This window comes from Glutamicibacter sp. NPDC090743 (assembly GCF_044769125.1).
Classification (GTDB): domain Bacteria; phylum Actinomycetota; class Actinomycetes; order Actinomycetales; family Micrococcaceae; genus Glutamicibacter.
The window spans coordinates 201,221-217,324 of sequence record NZ_JBIVXE010000001.1 but is presented as its reverse complement, the minus strand read 5'-3'; the positions used below and the strand labels follow the sequence as shown (position 1 = coordinate 217,324).

Below are 16,104 nucleotides of genomic sequence, written 5' to 3'. Positions count from 1 at the left end.
GACCTGAAGGTTGCATGGGGTTATGAGCTTCTTCTCCAGACCGCATGCTGCCTCCCGGCCCCCGGTGATTCCCAAGCCGAAGATCCGTCCCGTGCGCAACCGCAATGAATTGTTGCGCCGCTACCGGAAGCCTTTGGCCATCGCCTGCGCGCTGCTGGCCTTGGCGGGCGTGCTCAATGTGTTTTCCTCCGGGCAATTAGCGCAGCGCGAAGTCGTGGTGGCGCTGAGCGACATTCCTGCCGGGTCCCGCATATCCGCCAACCAGCTGACGGTGCAAACGGTGCGGCTGGCCCCGGAAGATGCCGAAGTCTTTGAAAGCATCGATGCCATCTCGGGGCAACGGGCAGCCGTGGCACTGACTGCCGGAACGGTGCTGCGCAACTATTCCTTGGTGGGGCCTCAACTTTTGACCGGTTCGCCGGAAGGCACCGTGGCCGTTCCCTTGCGCTTGAGCGATCCTGCCACCGTGACGCTGCTCCATCCAGGGCAACTGGTGGATATCGTATTGACCACCGGAGATGGCTTTGAAAAGGAAATCAGCTCGCAGACCATCGCCAAGGCGGTGCCGGTGCTCTGGGTTCCGGATAATGCCAGCAGTTCCGAATTCGGCATGCTCAGCGGCGCGGCTCCGACCGGTGAAGGAATTGTGGTGGTCGCGGCTGCCAGCAGCCTCTCGGATGATCTGGCCGGGGCAGTATCGCGCGGCAAGGTTTCAGCCGTCTTGGTGAATTAGGAAATCAGCCCCAGTGCGGCGGCTTCTCGCGCTTCATCATCTCAGCCAGGTCTTCCTTGGCGTCGCCCCAGTTTCTCGGGTCCTGGTCTTTGGCCAGCAACTCGGACAGCGGATCGGCGGCCGGCTGCTTAGCGCGGGACGCCGTCGCCGCAGCAGAAGTCTCGGCGGGCTGGTGGCCGGCTAGTGCCCGGTTCACGGAGTCTGAATGCGGCACTGGCGCGTAGCTGCCGGTGAGTTCAACGCGAGCAGTCAGATGCTGCGGGGGTGCGACAACGCGCGGCCGCTTGCGGCGGCCGCGCGTTGGTTCTTGCTCAGAAGTCATTACTTCTTTGGCTCCGGATCCTCGTTCTTGCTGGTAGCCGGGACAGGGGCTGGAGTCAGTGGCTTATCCGCGCTGTCCTTTGCAGGTGCTTGGGCAGCTTCAGCTTTGGCACCGCTTTCAGCAGCTGGCGCTTCCTGCTTGGTCTCGGCCTTTGGTTCCAGTCGTGCCTTGGCGGACTTGAGCAGATTGGACTTTTCCTTCGGCGTTTCCGCCTCGGTGGTGACTTCACGGGCCGACACCGGCCGAGCGGCGGCCACACCGGTACGGGTCGAAGCCTGGGCTGGGGCCGCAGGCTTTTTCAATCCCAGTGCATGGGCCAGGCGATCGGTGACAGCACCCGGATCGGTGAAGACGTCAATGGTCCACAGCGGAACATAGCGCCAGCCGTGCTTCTCGAAGAATTCCGGGCGCAGTCGGCTGCGTTCACGCACGGTCAGTCCGGCATAGTGCTCGGTGCCGTCGTAGACCACTGCCAATGGGCGGATGCCGCTGTGCGCAGAGTCGTAGGCGTGAGCCGACAGGTCCAGCACACCGCGGTAGTCCTCGGAAACGATGGCACCGCTTTCGCGCAGGCGGCGGGCCAGATCGGAGACCAATGGATCGAAGCGCGGATTGCGCATCGAGCTGACTCCGGAATCCCCTGCCTGCACGCGTCCGAACAGTTCGAAGAACTGTCGGGCACCACGGTAGACGCGGTTCAGGTCCACGTCTTCGGGCAACAGGCTGGACACCAAGGTCATGCGGGTCCGCGATCGGGTCATGGCGGCGACGAACAGCTGTTCGCCGCCCTCGCGGGACAGTGCACCGAATTCGTGCAGGGTCTTGCCGTGCGGAGTACGTCCGTAGCCCCAAGCGAAGATGACCGAGTCCCGGCGCAGGCCGATCAGCCGGTCCATGGTGGTCACCACGAATGGTTCGCGCTTGGAGCGCAGGTGCTCCATCGCGTACTTGTGGTTTGGCAGCTGGACACGGATCGCTTCGGCGATGGCCGAGGCATGGCTGCGGTTCGAGGCAATGACTGCCAGCGATTCGCCCCCGTGGTTCTTGAAGTGGCCGAAGACCAGATCCACCACGCGCGCCACTTCTGCTGCGGTGGTCTGCACACCGTCTTCGCTGCTGGACAGTGAGCCGGTGGCATCTGGCACGTATTCGCCGCGCAGCAGCGAGGAGTCGCCGGTGAGGTTCACCGCCATTGGCAGGCGCGAGAGCGCCGAATCGTAGTAGGTGGCGGACAGCTGTTCCACCAGGCCTTCGTCAATGCCGCGGTACACGGTGGACAGCGAACCGGTCACCAGGACCTTGTTCAGGGCTTCCAGCGCGGAACGGTCCACGCTCTGCTCGCGAACTCGTGCGGTCGGGTCTACGGAGACCTCGAAGCGCTTCGGACCGCCCAGCATTTCATCGCCAATGGCAATGACCTGGCCGGAGCGGCGGATCGCATCCAGGACTTCACGCAGGGTGAGGTAGTTGGCTTCCAGCAGGATGACCGCATCGAACTTCGTGTCCTCCGGCAGGGCGCTGCCCAGCAGCAGCGGAGCCGAGACGATGACCGGGGTCAGCGAATTGGCCAGCGGTGCTCCAAGATCCAGCAGCCCGGCAATGCTCGGGGTTCCGCCCTTGAGCATCTCGCGCAGCGCGCGGGAACCGGCTCGGTGGTCAGCCAGCGCTGCCTTCCAGTTGCGAGTCAGCGCCCAGCGGATGCGCTGCGGGCCGGCAGCGATGTGCGCGCCGTCAGCCAGTCGGTAGTCAGCCTCGATCTTCTCCAGCTTGGAGCCGTCATTCATGGCCAGGAAGTCGTCACCGGAGATCATGGCATCCAGCACGGACTGCCACCAGGCAAGCTCCAATTCGCTGTCTACCTGGTCGGCGTCGATCTCGCGTTCGGCGAAGTCATCGAGCAGGTCGCCCAGCCCGGCTTCAGCCAGCTGCTCGGAGATCAACGTGCGCTCGGGCAGCTCGCCCAGGTCCTCGCGGCGCTCGACCAGCGCTGCAATCACCGAGAGCAGCTCCTTGATGGGCATTTCGCGCAGGCGCGAGCCCAGGGAGGACGGCAGCATTTCGGCCAGCTTGTCGATGCGGGCACCGGCGTCGTGGTATCCGGCTTCAACATCCAGCAGGCCGCCTGGGACCTGCGGGTTGCGCTGGCTGGTGGCAATGGCTCGCCAGGCATCGCGCTGGACCGCCACCGCCTGCAGAGCGGACTGCAGGTCAGCTACGTGCATGCCCGGGCGGACGTATTCCTTGGCAATCTTGCGCAGCCGGGAACGGACAATGGAGCCCATCTCCACGCCGTGCTCGCGGCGCCATGCGCTGGTTGCGGTAGCGGCGATCAAATCATCGATGTCGCCCTCGAAGATGTCGGCCTCGAACTTGTCCAGCGATCCGCGGACGGCGACCAGCAACTGCAGCTGGTCTCCCCACTTGTCGTAGCTTTCTTCCAGGCGGATCTGCGAACGCTCGGCGATCTGCAGCATGTGCTCATGCAGGATGGGCAGGTCGCGGCCCAGCCCGCTGGCCAGGTTCAAGGCCTTTTCGGTGGCTTCGGTGTTGCGCAGCGGTGCACCATGCCATGGGCTGGTGGTGTGCATCTTGGAGAAGGCGCCAAGCTGCGCTGCGCGCTTGAGCTGTGCGGCAACATGTCCGCGCTGGCCCATGGAATCCAGCACCGAACGCTTCAGGCGCACGGTGGTGGATGGCGCTGGTTCCAGTGCGGAGAGACGTGCCAGTTCCTGCATTGCCTGGTATGGCGAGCAACCCCAACGGCTGCGCACCGAGTGCAGCGACTTCACGTGCTCGTGCAGTGCGTGGCGGGATTCGCGCAGGCGCTTGAACATGGAGCCCAGCTGCGGCTCGGCAGCGCGTTCGTTGCGCAGAATTGCCTTGGTCATCATCGCGCGCAGCGCTTCTGGATCCTCGTTGGGTTCCAGCAGCATGCTGCCTGCATCCAGGTGCTCGTTGAAGCGGGTCACGAATTCTTCGGCGGCAGAACGCTGTTCCGCAACCACCAGTACTCGCTTGCCCTGGGCGGCCAGCAGCGCGGCTGCGTTCAGCGCGGTCTGGGTAGCACCGGTACCGGCAGCGGCGTTGATGGCCACCGATTCACCGGCAGCGATGTAGTCAAGCATCTTGGACTGGGACTCATCCGCGTCCAGCAAGAACAGTTCATCTTCCGGATCACGGTCATCAGAAGACTTGGCAATGGTGGTGGTTCCGGTGTGGACCTTGCGGGCAGAAGATCCTTCGGAGGCAAGGCTCTGCTTACGCGAGCGCGCGGTTTCCTTGAGAATGTTCTTCACGCGGCTCAGGCGGGAGCCGGCAGCTTCATGGCCCTTGGCATCGGCGGCCTGCGCTTCAGGCTGCTCTTCGTCCTGCTTCTTTTCAGCGGCAGACTCGTCCTTGGCTTCTTCAGGCTTTGAGCCCTCGGTTTTGGAAGCGCCCGGCTTGGAAGCGACCAGGTTGGCCAGCGCTTCGGAGGTCTTGCTGCTTTGGCTGTTCCCAGCCTGCTTTTCCGCGGAGTCGTGACGAATTAGCGCCTCGATGACCGGGTGGGACCCATTGAGCTTGGCCGGGTCAGCTGGGTCCATCAGCTCGGAGAAGGTGGAGAGCAGCAGGCGGTGGCCCACCACTACGCCGGGAACCTCGGACATCTGGTGGCGCAGGGCATCCATTCCGCGGACCGGGTCGAAACGGGCGATGGAGTACGCTTCGGCGTCCACCGCGGCGACATCGACCTTGGCGTTGTGGTCGGCTTCGAATTGGCGCACGAAGGCCGGGGATACGGTGGCGCGGCCGACCAGCTGCAGGTCGTAGTCGTCAGCATCAACGTGCTTGGTCAGTGTGATGCGGCCGAGCATGATGGGAGCCGAGACAGGCTCGCTCTTGCCATCGTGGACCGCGCGCCAGTTGGCGACACCGGCGGCCAGGTAGCCGACGTCGATGCCGCGTTCTTCCCACAGTTCATTGATCTTGGCCGAGAGCGCACGGGCAGTGCGGCGCGCGGTAGCGTACTGGTCCGCATCGTGCAGCAGCGTGGACAGGCGGGTACGCCGTCCGGCAAGGAACTGGGCCAATCCCGATGGATTGGCATGGGTTATGTCGATGCTATTGGAGGTCGACGGAGCAAATCGCAGGGTGGTATCCGCCCCGGCACTCTGTCCCAGGGATTTCACCCAGGCAGCTACACGCTCGGCGGCAGCATTCTGTCCACTAGTCACGACAGTCATTCCCTTCACTGAACCGACCACATTCGGGCGCACCACAGGTGCAGATACGCCTCTTTCTAACGTAGTGCACGCACCGTGCAGAACCGGTGCGCGAAACACGTTTTAACTGCGGGAAGCGGAACCGGCGTACCGGATCCGCTTCCCATTCACTCGCCAAAGCGCAGTGAATTAGCAGTCTTGGGGATTTACTCCCACTCGATGGTTCCAGGTGGCTTGGACGTAACGTCCAGCACCACGCGGTTCACCCCATCTACCTCGTTGGTGATGCGGTTGGAGATCTTCGAGAGCAGATCGTATGGCAGGTGCGACCAGTCAGCGGTCATGGCATCCTCGGAGGAAACCGGACGCAGCACGATTGGGTGGCCGTAGGTGCGGTGATCGCCCTGTACGCCTACCGAGCGTACGTCAGCGAGCAGCACTACTGGCATCTGCCAAACTTCGTCATCCAGTCCTGCAGCAGTCAGCTCGGCGCGAGCGATCGCGTCAGCCTTGCGCAGGATGGACAGGCGCTCTTCGTTGACGGCACCGATGATGCGGATACCCAGGCCTGGGCCAGGGAATGGCTGGCGGCCAACGATTTCCTCAGGCAAGCCGAGCTCGCGGCCCACTGCACGGACCTCGTCCTTGAACAGGGTGCGCAGTGGTTCAACCAGCTCGAAGTCCAGGTCCTCTGGCAAGCCGCCCACGTTGTGGTGGCTCTTGATGTTCGAGGTGCCTTCGCCACCGCCGGATTCGACGATGTCCGGGTACAAAGTGCCCTGGACCAGGAACTTCACTGGCTCGCCCTCGGAAGCGGCCTCGGCGATGATCGCCGCTTCCGCTGCTTCGAAGGCGCGAATGAATTCGCGGCCAATGATCTTGCGCTTGGTCTCCGGGTCGGTGACACCGTCCAAAGCAGTCAGGAAGCGCTCGCGCTCGTCGGCAATGTACAGCTTGGCGCCGGTGGAAGCTACGAAGTCCTTCTCAACCTGCTCGGCTTCGCCTTCGCGCAGCAGGCCGTGGTTGACGAACACGCAGGTGAGCTGGTCGCCAATGGCGCGCTGCACCAGGGCAGCTGCAACAGCGGAGTCCACGCCGCCGGACAGGCCGCAGATGGCCTTGCCGGTGCCGACCTGGGCGCGGATGCGCTCGATCTGCTCGTCAGCGATGTTGTCAGCGGTCCAGTCGCCCTTCAGGCCAGCACCGTTGTACAGGAAATTCTCCAGGACATCCTGGCCGAACTCGCAGTGCTTCACCTCTGGGTGCCACTGCACGCCGTACAGTCGCTTTGCTTCATTTGCGAAAGCGGCAACCGGAGCACCAGCGGTGGTGGCCAGCACTTCGAAGCCTTCTGGGGCCTTGGAGACGGAGTCGCCGTGGCTCATCCAGACGGTAGGGGCCTGAGCGGCACCTGCCAGGATGGAGCGGGCATCGCCCTCAAAGTTGGTTGCGGTGCGGCCGTACTCGCGCAGGCCGGTTTCGGCCACGGTACCGCCCAAGGCGTTAGCCATGGCCTGGAAGCCGTAGCAGATGCCCAAGACCGGCACGCCGGCTTCAAACAGGTCAGCCCCGACGGAAGGGGCGCCATCGGCGTAAACGCTGGAAGGACCACCGGAGAGGATGATCGCTGCAGGGTTCTTGGCCAGGATGGCTTCGGTGGACAGGGTGTGCGGAACGATCTCCGAGTACACACGGGCCTCACGTACGCGGCGAGCGATAAGCTGCGCGTATTGGGCCCCGTAGTCGACGACCAGAACCGGCTTATGTTCTGGATTGAGGGGAGCAGTAGTCACCGTTACAGTCTACGCGGTTCACTGCGCGCGAGACAGCCAAGGTGATGTCATCAGCGTCACCTAGTGGATTTTTGGCAAAGGCAAAGGGCAGATCTGTTCATTTTCGATGAACGGATCTGCCCTTTGGCAATGAATGCAGCCACGTGTCAGTAGCGCTTGGCGGCCTTTGGATGCGCGGCCAGCTCGCGGTCTACTTCTGCGTGCACCTTGGCTTCGGTCCAGAAGGAAAGGAACGGGACGACGCCGCCGAGGGCGATCGTAATGAAGCGCATGAATGGCCAGCGCATCAAGGTCCACAGGCGGAAGTCTGCAAAGAGGTACACCACGTATAGCCAGCCGTGGGCGATCAGGATGCCCAGCGAGAGGTTCAGTCCCCCGGCCACCTCGGCACGGTTGTACATGCCGACGGCGTTGGAGGTGCCATCTACCAAGGTGCCACCCACGAAGAGTTCCAGGGACCAGAAGTACTTGAAAATCATTTCCAGCACGAGCAGCAGCAGCATCACGCCGGTGATGTAGGCGAAGACCTTGTAGAAGGTTGCGGCTGCACGGATCTGCTTAGGGGTGCCGCCGAATTTCCGGGGCTTCGGTGCCGGGGTGGTGCTGGACATCGTTGGTGATTCCTTCCGATTTCGGTAAGAAGTGCGGTGTGCGTGAAATGCTATTCGTTGCTGTTTCCAGCTTGGGTGGCGTTGCCGCCCTTGATATGTGTTTCGGCAGCGCGCTCAGCAATCTCGTCAAGATCCCGCTGGTAATCATCGCGCACCATGCGGTACCAGAGGAAGATGGCGAACCCTGCGAAGAGGACCCATTCCAAGCCGTAGAAAACGTTCAGCCAGTTGATCTGCGCTTCCTGGGGCTGCGGACCGACGTCGACAATTTCCAGGCCCGGCTGCGCTACGGTCTCGCCCTTGGCAGTGGTGATTTCGTGGGCCGTGACGAATCCTTCAAAGAGGACCGAATCCCAGATGTTCGCCAGCTGTGCCGAGGCGAGAGTTGGCAGCGTTGCGCTGCGCAGGTCTTCGCGGAATTCCGGGCCTTCGCTAGGCAGCAGGCGCCCGGTGATCTCCAGTTCGCCTTCAGGTGCCGGAGCTGGCTTGGTTGCTTCAGGCTGCCAGCCGCGTACCACCGCAATACCGGCGTCCTGGGCCGCGCCCTCGACCTTGAATTGGGTGATGACCCAGACACCGCGCTGATCGCCATTCAGCCGAGGCGCAATCAGCTGATCGGTGCCGGGGACGAATTCGCCCAACATGGTGACGATCTGGTCTGCCTTGATACCCAGCAGCTCCTTGCCGACTTCCTGATGCTCGATCAGCGCGACCGGCTTCTCGGTCTTGTCGATCTTGACCGGCGGCTCGGTTTCGGAGGCGCCGAACTGCCATCCGGACAAGAGAACGAATCCGGTGGCGAGAGCTAGCGCGGCAAAGAGGGCGCCGATCCATTTGGGCTTCAGAGCGGTTTTAAGCACACTCTAACGGTACTTCTATTTGGCGTAGAACTCGAAATGCGATGGCGTGAGATTAGCCCTGTTGCCTTATTTTCCGCTGGTGGAACCAACTTGCTTATTCATTCGTTGAGACCAAGCGCTTAAACGACACTGGCCCCACCCTTCGAAAGAAGAGCAGGGCCAGATCAGGATCCGCTAGAAGCGATCGGATTCGTACGGGGACAGCACGACGTCGACGCGCTGGAATTCCTTGAGGGTCGAGTAGCCGGTGGTGGCCATCGAGCGGCGCAGTGCACCAACCAGGTTCGAGGTGCCGTTGGTCTCGTGCGATGGGCCGTGCAGGACCTTCTCCAGCGAGCCGACGGTGCCGACCTTGGCGCGGTCGCCACGTGGGCTGGCCTCGTGAACTGCTTCCATGCCCCAGTGGTAGCCGGCGCCTGGTGCTTCATCGGCACGGGCCAGTGCGGTACCGAGCATCACTGCGTCGGCGCCCATGGCGATGGCCTTGACGATGTCGCCGGAGTTCCCCATGCCGCCATCGGCGATGACGTGGACATAGCGTCCGCCGGACTCTTCGATGTAGTCGCGGCGTGCGGCTGCAACGTCGGCGATGGCAGTAGCCATCGGCGCGTGGATACCCAGAGTGCGGCGGGTGGTGGAGGACGCGCCGCCACCGAAGCCAACGAGCACGCCGGCTGCACCGGTGCGCATCAGGTGCATGGCCGGGGTGTATCCTGCTGCGCCGCCCACGATCACTGGGACATCGAGTTCGTAGATGAACTGCTTGAGGTTCAGCGGTTCGGTGGTCTTCGAGACGTGCTCGGCCGAAACGGTGGTGCCGCGGATGACGAAGATGTCCACGCCGGCAGCGACAACGGTCTTGTAGTGCTCCTGGGTGCGCTGCGGGGTCAACGAGCCTCCAACGACAACGCCGGAGTCGCGGATCTCGGAGATGCGCGAGGTGATCAGCTCAGGCTGGATGGGAGCCGAGTACAGTTCCTGCAGCTTTGCGGTGATCTTCGGGTCGTTGCGGGTTGCCGCCTCGGACTCCAGGCCGGCAATTTCAGCCAGCACTGCTTCCGGGTCCTCGTAGCGGGTCCACAGGCCTTCGAGGTTCAGCACGCCCAGGCCGCCGAGTTTGCCCAAGGCGATTGCAGTAGATGGGGAGGTCACCGAATCCATTGGTGCGCCCAGGATAGGGGTGTCGAACTGGAAGGCGTCGATCTGCCAGGACACCGATACGTCCTTCGGATCACGGGTACGGCGATTCGGTACGATCGCTACGTCGTCCAGGGAATATGCCTTAGTTGCCCGCTTGCCGCGGCCGATCTCAATCTCGTTACTCACCTAACTAGGTTATCAAGATTCCCGGATAATCCCGCTTTTGATAGCGCATTGGCTTTAGGCGATGTTTCTGCGCTGGCTCTGGCGCATGGGGCCGCAAGTGGCACACCGGGACAACAATGCCCTGCCATCCGGTGAGTAAGATCACCGGATGGCAGGGCCTATGTTGAGCCAGGTTTACTTGGCTGCCTCGTATGCAAGCTTCTTGGCGGTCGCGGCCAAGGAGGTGGCGGCCCGCTCTTCAGAATCGGCAATGCGCTCAATCGCGTCAGCCAATACGGCGAAGTGCTCAGCACGCTTGGCGAACTCGGTCTCTGGATCAATCAGGTCCGCGAACTCATCCCACTGGGTGGAGAGCTGCCGGTAAGCATCTACGTGAGCTGCCAGCGCCGCCAGGCCTGGAAGTTCCGCCGCTTCCGAAAGGAACTCCGCGTACAGGCCGCGCAACGCGCCCTCGCCGCTGAAACGCGTGTCGGAGAAGAAACCTGCGAGCTGGTCCAAGCCGTTGGCCAGCGCTTGCTGGCTTGCGAAGATCTGGGACCAACCGGTTTTGGACTCGTTATCGCGCAGTCGCGTGGCCAAGGTGCGCATGCCGGTAATGCCGAAGTTCTTGGCAAAGTGCACTGGAACCCCGGAAAGCTCGCTGGTGCCCAGCAGGCGAGCGGTGGTTTCCCCAATCGCCTCGACAGCATTGGCGGCCAGGGTCTCGGCCTTCGGCGAGCGCGAGGACGGGATCCATGCCTGCCAGTGCTTTTCCTTCTTGCGCATCGCACGGGCGATGGCCAGTTCCTTGGGGCTTATAAGGTTCAGCGCACCTGAACCGTCATCTACCATCAGGTCCTTCTTGTGCTCGCCAACGACGACGAGATCCAGGGTCTCGGCCTCATCAACCGTGTTGCCGTCAATCCATGGCAGCGCGCTGATTGCCACGCGAACCACCACGGTGCGGCCTGCGTCCAGGGCAGCGTCCATGTATTCGACAGCGCGTTCGGCTGAGCCGGTGGTACGTTCGGTCACCGTAGCACCGCAACGAGCCAGCAGGTTCTGTGTATAGGGTTCCGGGTTGTGGCGGGTCACCAAGGTTACTGCAGTCTCTTCGCCGCCTTCATGGGTAAAAGCCATGAAGCCGATACCGCCGGCAAGGCCAGCGAGCAATGCCTGGCTCAGCGGTTCGCCGGTGTGCTTGTTGGTGACGCCAGCTTGGACTAGGACTCGGTGCCAGAGCGCAGCATCGTACTGGATGACATCTTTTGGCGCTGGGTACTCAGGCAGTTCGTCAGCTGGCGAAGCAGCCGGAGCGTTCTTGCCTTTCTGCTCCTGCGCCTTGGCCTTTTCGCGTGCTTCCTTGGCGTAGTCGCGTGCGGCGGCAGCGCGAGCGGCCCGAGGGCTTTCAGGCTTGCCGGCCAAGATGTTCTTGCGCGCGGTGGTGTAGCTCTCCCCCGTGCGTTCCATACGCTGTCGGGTTTGCTTCTTCAGGTTGGCTGGCTGGCCCATGTACTGATTGTCCTTCCGTCACCGGCGCATTGGCGCGAGGTTTCCCGCACGCGCAGGGAAGCGCCGCCATCGAACAAGTCTACGTGTCCGCGGCGAGCGAGTCCCGCGATGTTCTAGTGGGATTGGATACGCCACGGCGCGCGCCAATGCGCGGCGTCAAACTGGGACTAGGACAAAACAAGGCTCCATCTATGCCTGCATGGGGCAGGACAGATGGAGCCTCGAGTCTGTTTGATTTTGTGCTGCTATTCAGGCCGAAGGCATTTGGCGCCTAGAAACCGACTTTGTCGCGCCCCTTGAGCTCCAGCATCTCCCGGGCTTCCTCGGGAGTCGCGACCTCGAAATTCAGTGCTTCCAGTATGGTCCGGATACGGGTCACTTGCTCGGCATTGGAAGCGGCGAGCTGCCCCGGTCCGATCCACAAGGAATCTTCCAGCCCAACACGTACATGCGATCCCATGGCCGCTCCAATGGTAGCTAACGGCATCTGGTTCTTGCCTGCACCGAGGATGGACCATTCGTAGTTCTCTCCCAGCAGGCGGTCAGCCGTGCGGCGCATATGCATCAAGTCTTCCGGATGCGCCCCGATGCCGCCGAGCAGACCTAAAACCGACTGCACGAAAAGCGGGCCACGGGCCAGCCCGCGCTGGTGGAAGTGACTCAGGTTATTTAGGTGGGAAATGTCGTAGCATTCGAATTCGAACCGGGTGTCATTGGCGTTACCGATTTCCAGGATCCTCTGGATATCGGCAAAGGTGTTCTTGAAGACCAGATCCCGTGAATTTTCCAGGCCTTCTCGTTCCCAATCGTGTTCGAACTCCGTGAACCGGTCCAGCATGGGATACAGTCCGAAGTTCATTGATCCCATATTGAGCGAAGCGAGTTCAGGTTCGAAGGTTGCCACCGGAAGCATGCGTTCTTCGACGGTCATATGCGGGGAGCCACCGGTGGTGATGTTGACGATGGCGTCGGTGCCGTTCTTGAGCTTCTCCAAGATCGGTTCGAAATGCTTGGGATCCTGAGATGGGCGGCCGTCCTTGGGATCACGCGCGTGCATGTGGACTATGGCCGCGCCAGCCTTGGCGGCGCCAAGCGCAGCTTCGGCAATCTCATCGGCGCTCACCGGCAGGTGCGGCGACATGCTGGGGGTATGGATAGCGCCGGTGACAGCGCTGGTAATGATGACTTTTCGCTTGTTTTTCACAATACGCCTTCCTAGTACAGTTTCTCGGTGTTGCCATCGACTGCCATGGCCTGGCCGTTGATCCGAAGTGCCATCGGGCTGGCCAGGAACACCGCCATATTGGCGATGTCCTCGGCCTCGACCAGCTTGTTGAGCGATGACTGCGCGTGGTACAGATCGGAGACTTCGTCCACCGGACGCTGGAGCATTCGCGCCTTCGCCTCGATGACGGATTGGATGCGCGGGCCATTGACTGCCCCCGGGCAGATGGCATTGACCCTGATTCCTTCACCGCCGAGCTCGATGGCAAGCGTCTTGGTCAGCCCGATCACTGCCCATTTCGATGCCGAGTACGGACTGCGACCTGCCATGCCCAGACGGCCAGCGGCCGAGGACAAGTTGATGATGGATCCGCGGGTGGACTGGCGCAGCAACGGGAGCAAGTGCTTGATGCAGAAGAATTGTCCGTGGACATTAATATCGAAAGTCGTCATCCAATCTTCGGATTCAAGAGTCTCGATAGGCCCGGTAGGACCGGCGATTCCGGCATTGTTCACCAGGACGTCCAGTCCCCCTAGAGACTGCTGGATCTGATCGGGCAATCCACGTACCTGATCTTCATCCGACACGTCGCTCACGGAGGCGGCAAAACCCGCCGACGCGGCGGCACGCACTGCTTCAGGATTGATATCCGTAACGAAGACTTGTGCGCCATGGTTCCTGAACTCTTGAGCGATCGCCAGGCCGATGCCCGCAGCTCCAGCCGTGACGAGAACCCGGAGTCCGTCAAAGTCCATTTTCATGTTATGGGTATTCATTAGAGTTCGTTGCTCCTTAGTTAGATGCCTAGTGGCCGGACACAGCGGCTTTAGCGGGATCCTCGGTGCCTTGCTTGAGCTTGAGAGTGAGCAGTGCGCCAACGGCGCAGATCGCGACAATGAACCAGAGGCCCGACATCTTGCTTCCAGTAGCTTCTTCCATCAGCCCCATGATGTAGGGACCAAGGAATCCGCCGAACAGCCCGACGGTGTTCACGAAAGCAATGCCGCCAGCCAGAGTCGCACCGGAAAGGCGGGTTGCCGGGTAGGTGAACAGGATCGGCTGCAACGCGAAGAAGTTGAACGCGGCTAGCGAGAAGCCGATCAGTCCGAGCACCGGTCCGCCAAGCGCACCGAGGGTGAACCCGGCAACGATGCCGGTCATGGTTGCGCTGGCAACGATCCGCGATCGCGAGCCATTGGTGGCAAGCTTGGGGATCAGCAAGGCGCCTGCGGCAGAGAAGACCCACGGTATCGAGGTGAGCAAGCCGATCTGGATGGTGGATAGCTCTCCGTATGTACCGATGATCGAAGGCAAGAAGAAGCTCAATGCGTAGACTGCGATCTGGTGGGAGAAGTAGATCGCAACGACCAACAGGATCTGCTTGTCCTTGAGAACATGGAGAAGCTTGGAATTTCCAGCAGCCTGCGCGCCGGCGATTTCCTCAGCCGCGATTCGCGCTTCCAAGTCCTCGGCCTCGGCCTGGGTGAGGAATTTAGCTTCGGTGGGCTTGTTGGGCAGGAGTTTCCAAACTGCGATAGCCAAGAAGCACGCTGGCAACCCCTCGATGATGAACATCCACTGCCATCCGTGCAACCCGCCAACGCCGTCCATAGTCAGCAGCAGGCCGCTCAGCGGCGCCCCGATGACGTTCGCCAGGGCTACGCCGAGCAAGAAGAGTCCGTTGGCCCGGGCGCGGTCTTTGACGACAAACCACTGGGTGATGAAGTAGATGACTCCCGGGAATAGGCCCGCCTCAGCGATGCCCAGCAGCATGCGCAGGATATAGAAGGACCACTCCCCCTGGACCAGTGCCATGCAGGCAGACAGGATTCCCCAAGTGATCATGATCCTCATGATCCAGAACCGTGCGCCGACCTTGTGCATGATCAGGTTTGAGGGAATCTCCGAAAGCGCGTAGGTCAAGAAGAACAGCCCGGCACCCACGCCGTACGCTGTAGCCGAGATACCCAGATCGATTTCCAACCGGTCTTTGGCCATGCCGATATTCGTGCGATCAATGAAAGCCATGACATAGGCTGCGATCAGCAGCGGCATGATGCGCCGGAAAATCAGCTTGTTGAGCATTTCCGGTGAGCGCATCCGACGTGTCGCGTTGGTAGTTTGCACGGTCAGTTCCTTCCGCATGCAGGCATGACGAGTAGAGGGCACCAGGCCCTTGGCTTTGAGAATGTCTAGTGGTGAGCTAGAGGGCAGGCATTCGCCCTGTAGCAGGGCACCCGCAAGTCCTACCGATATGGAGGCTGTGCTCGCAGATCGTGTGCTTGTAGGTGTTCCGCGGCTCGACGATCTGTTCCAGGAGTAGCTCGAAGGACCTTTCCGCCATGTCTTTCACCGGCTGGACAATTGTTGTCAGCCCGATGATTTTCGAGCGGCTGTGCCTGAGTCCGTCACAGCCGACGATCGCGACATCCTGTGGAATGCGCAGGCCCAGCGACAGCGCATGCTCCATGACACCAATGGCAATTTCATCCGATCCGCAGACCACAGCCCGTGGCGGATGCGCCGAGCTGAACAATCTTTTGGCGGCCAGCTGCCCGCCTTCCGAACTGAGCTTGGTACTGATCAGGCGTTCTCCCGCAACCCGGACACCCCTTTGTTGGGCAACCCGGACAAAAGCCTGTTCGCGCAACAAAGACGCAGTAGAGGAACGCGGCCCGATGACAGTGGCCACCTCCGAATAGCCGTGATCCAGAACGTGGGACATGAGTTCCCCCGCAGCCGCGTCGTCATCGATCCCGACGAAATCACCAGGCAGATGCTCGGAATTGCGCGACAGGCAGACATAGGGAATTCGTTTCTGGCGAAAGGTCCTCAGAGAACGCGAATCTTCCTTGATTGCAGCGGCGATAATGACGCCATCAACATTCCGGGCAGCCAGGGTACGAGCAACTTGATCCAGCGCCTCGGGGTCGTCCCCCGTTGTTGCGACAAAGACATCGAACCCGGCCGCGGCGGTGGCATTGATGATGTGCTGTGCCCAGATCGTATACATCTGGTTCACGATGTTCGGCAGCACTAGGCCGACCACGCGGGTCAGAAGCGGGTCCTGCTGCTGCCCATGGTTGGCGGGACGGTAGCCAAGTTCGTTCGCCACCTTCAGCACATGGCGCCGGGTCTCAGGCGAGGCACCGGGTCGACCGTTCATGATGTAGCTGACCGTTGCAGAAGAGACCCCTGCAGCTCGGGCAACAGCAGCAGCAGAGACACGCGCTGGTCGAAGCGATAAATGCGACTGGGTGGTCAACGCGCACCTCCATTGGTGAAATCGGATAAGAACCTGCGAATGCTTGTGATCACCATTACATGGCATGGAAATACGTTAAGCAACATTAAGCTTCAAAAGCTAAATCTTCTGAATCACCTTATTCATGCACCTGAAGCACCGGGTGCAACCGGAGATAGGACGCCTAGCCACTTACGATTGCTTAATGCCGAACCGCACTAGTAGCGTCCTCGAAAGGATGTGACGGCAGTCATATTCCTCTCCAGCAAATTGATCGGCCTACTCTTGGAGGTGCAC

Annotated in this window: 12 protein-coding genes; 1 reads left to right on the top strand and 11 read right to left on the bottom strand. The window is 61.4% G+C overall.

Annotated features, from left to right (window positions below; translation table 11 throughout):
• Window positions 1-22 precede the first annotated feature (22 nt).
• On the top strand, window positions 23-733 hold the full coding sequence (gene cpaB / locus ACIQTS_RS01075; protein WP_400288453.1) for a Flp pilus assembly protein CpaB: 711 nt from the start codon (window positions 23-25) through the stop codon (window positions 731-733).
• A gap of 4 nt (window positions 734-737) precedes the next feature.
• On the opposite strand, the gene ACIQTS_RS01070 is transcribed toward cpaB, so the two are convergent.
• The 11 genes from ACIQTS_RS01070 to ACIQTS_RS01020 form a co-directional block, all read right to left on the bottom strand.
• Complete coding sequence (locus tag ACIQTS_RS01070; protein WP_105657597.1) at window positions 738-1,055, bottom strand: hypothetical protein; 318 nt, start codon at window positions 1,053-1,055, stop codon at window positions 738-740.
• Window positions 1,055-5,278, bottom strand: coding sequence for a DUF4011 domain-containing protein (locus ACIQTS_RS01065; protein ID WP_402470587.1), 4,224 nt, complete (start codon window positions 5,276-5,278; stop codon window positions 1,055-1,057). The genes ACIQTS_RS01070 and ACIQTS_RS01065 overlap by 1 nt, the downstream gene beginning before the upstream one ends.
• A 185-nt stretch (window positions 5,279-5,463) precedes the next feature.
• Entirely contained in the window at window positions 5,464-7,050 is a 1,587-nt protein-coding gene (gene guaA, locus ACIQTS_RS01060) for a glutamine-hydrolyzing GMP synthase (protein WP_105657599.1), read from the bottom strand.
• A gap of 146 nt (window positions 7,051-7,196) precedes the next feature.
• Complete coding sequence (locus ACIQTS_RS01055; RefSeq protein WP_105657600.1) at window positions 7,197-7,661, bottom strand: DUF3817 domain-containing protein; 465 nt, start codon at window positions 7,659-7,661, stop codon at window positions 7,197-7,199.
• A gap of 50 nt (window positions 7,662-7,711) precedes the next feature.
• Window positions 7,712-8,521, bottom strand: a complete 810-nt coding sequence (locus ACIQTS_RS01050; protein WP_400288460.1) for an SURF1 family cytochrome oxidase biogenesis protein — start codon at window positions 8,519-8,521, stop codon at window positions 7,712-7,714.
• Between the two features lie 174 nt (window positions 8,522-8,695).
• Window positions 8,696-9,847: a GuaB3 family IMP dehydrogenase-related protein gene (locus ACIQTS_RS01045; protein WP_400288463.1), complete on the bottom strand. Its 1,152-nt coding sequence runs from the start codon at window positions 9,845-9,847 to the stop codon at window positions 8,696-8,698.
• Window positions 9,848-10,021: 174 nt separating this feature from the next.
• Window positions 10,022-11,338: a BtrH N-terminal domain-containing protein gene (locus tag ACIQTS_RS01040; RefSeq protein ID WP_400288465.1), complete on the bottom strand. Its 1,317-nt coding sequence runs from the start codon at window positions 11,336-11,338 to the stop codon at window positions 10,022-10,024.
• Between the two features lie 271 nt (window positions 11,339-11,609).
• Window positions 11,610-12,542, bottom strand: a complete 933-nt coding sequence (locus tag ACIQTS_RS01035; RefSeq protein ID WP_402470582.1) for a 3-keto-5-aminohexanoate cleavage protein — start codon at window positions 12,540-12,542, stop codon at window positions 11,610-11,612.
• Between the two features lie 11 nt (window positions 12,543-12,553).
• Window positions 12,554-13,339, bottom strand: a complete 786-nt coding sequence (locus tag ACIQTS_RS01030) for an SDR family oxidoreductase (RefSeq protein WP_286134194.1) — start codon at window positions 13,337-13,339, stop codon at window positions 12,554-12,556.
• 28 nt (window positions 13,340-13,367) lie between these two features.
• Window positions 13,368-14,690, bottom strand: a complete 1,323-nt coding sequence (locus ACIQTS_RS01025; RefSeq protein WP_332731638.1) for an MFS transporter — start codon at window positions 14,688-14,690, stop codon at window positions 13,368-13,370.
• A gap of 76 nt (window positions 14,691-14,766) precedes the next feature.
• Window positions 14,767-15,828, bottom strand: a complete 1,062-nt coding sequence (locus ACIQTS_RS01020; RefSeq protein ID WP_286134196.1) for a LacI family DNA-binding transcriptional regulator — start codon at window positions 15,826-15,828, stop codon at window positions 14,767-14,769.
• Between the last annotated feature and the right edge of the window lie 276 nt (window positions 15,829-16,104).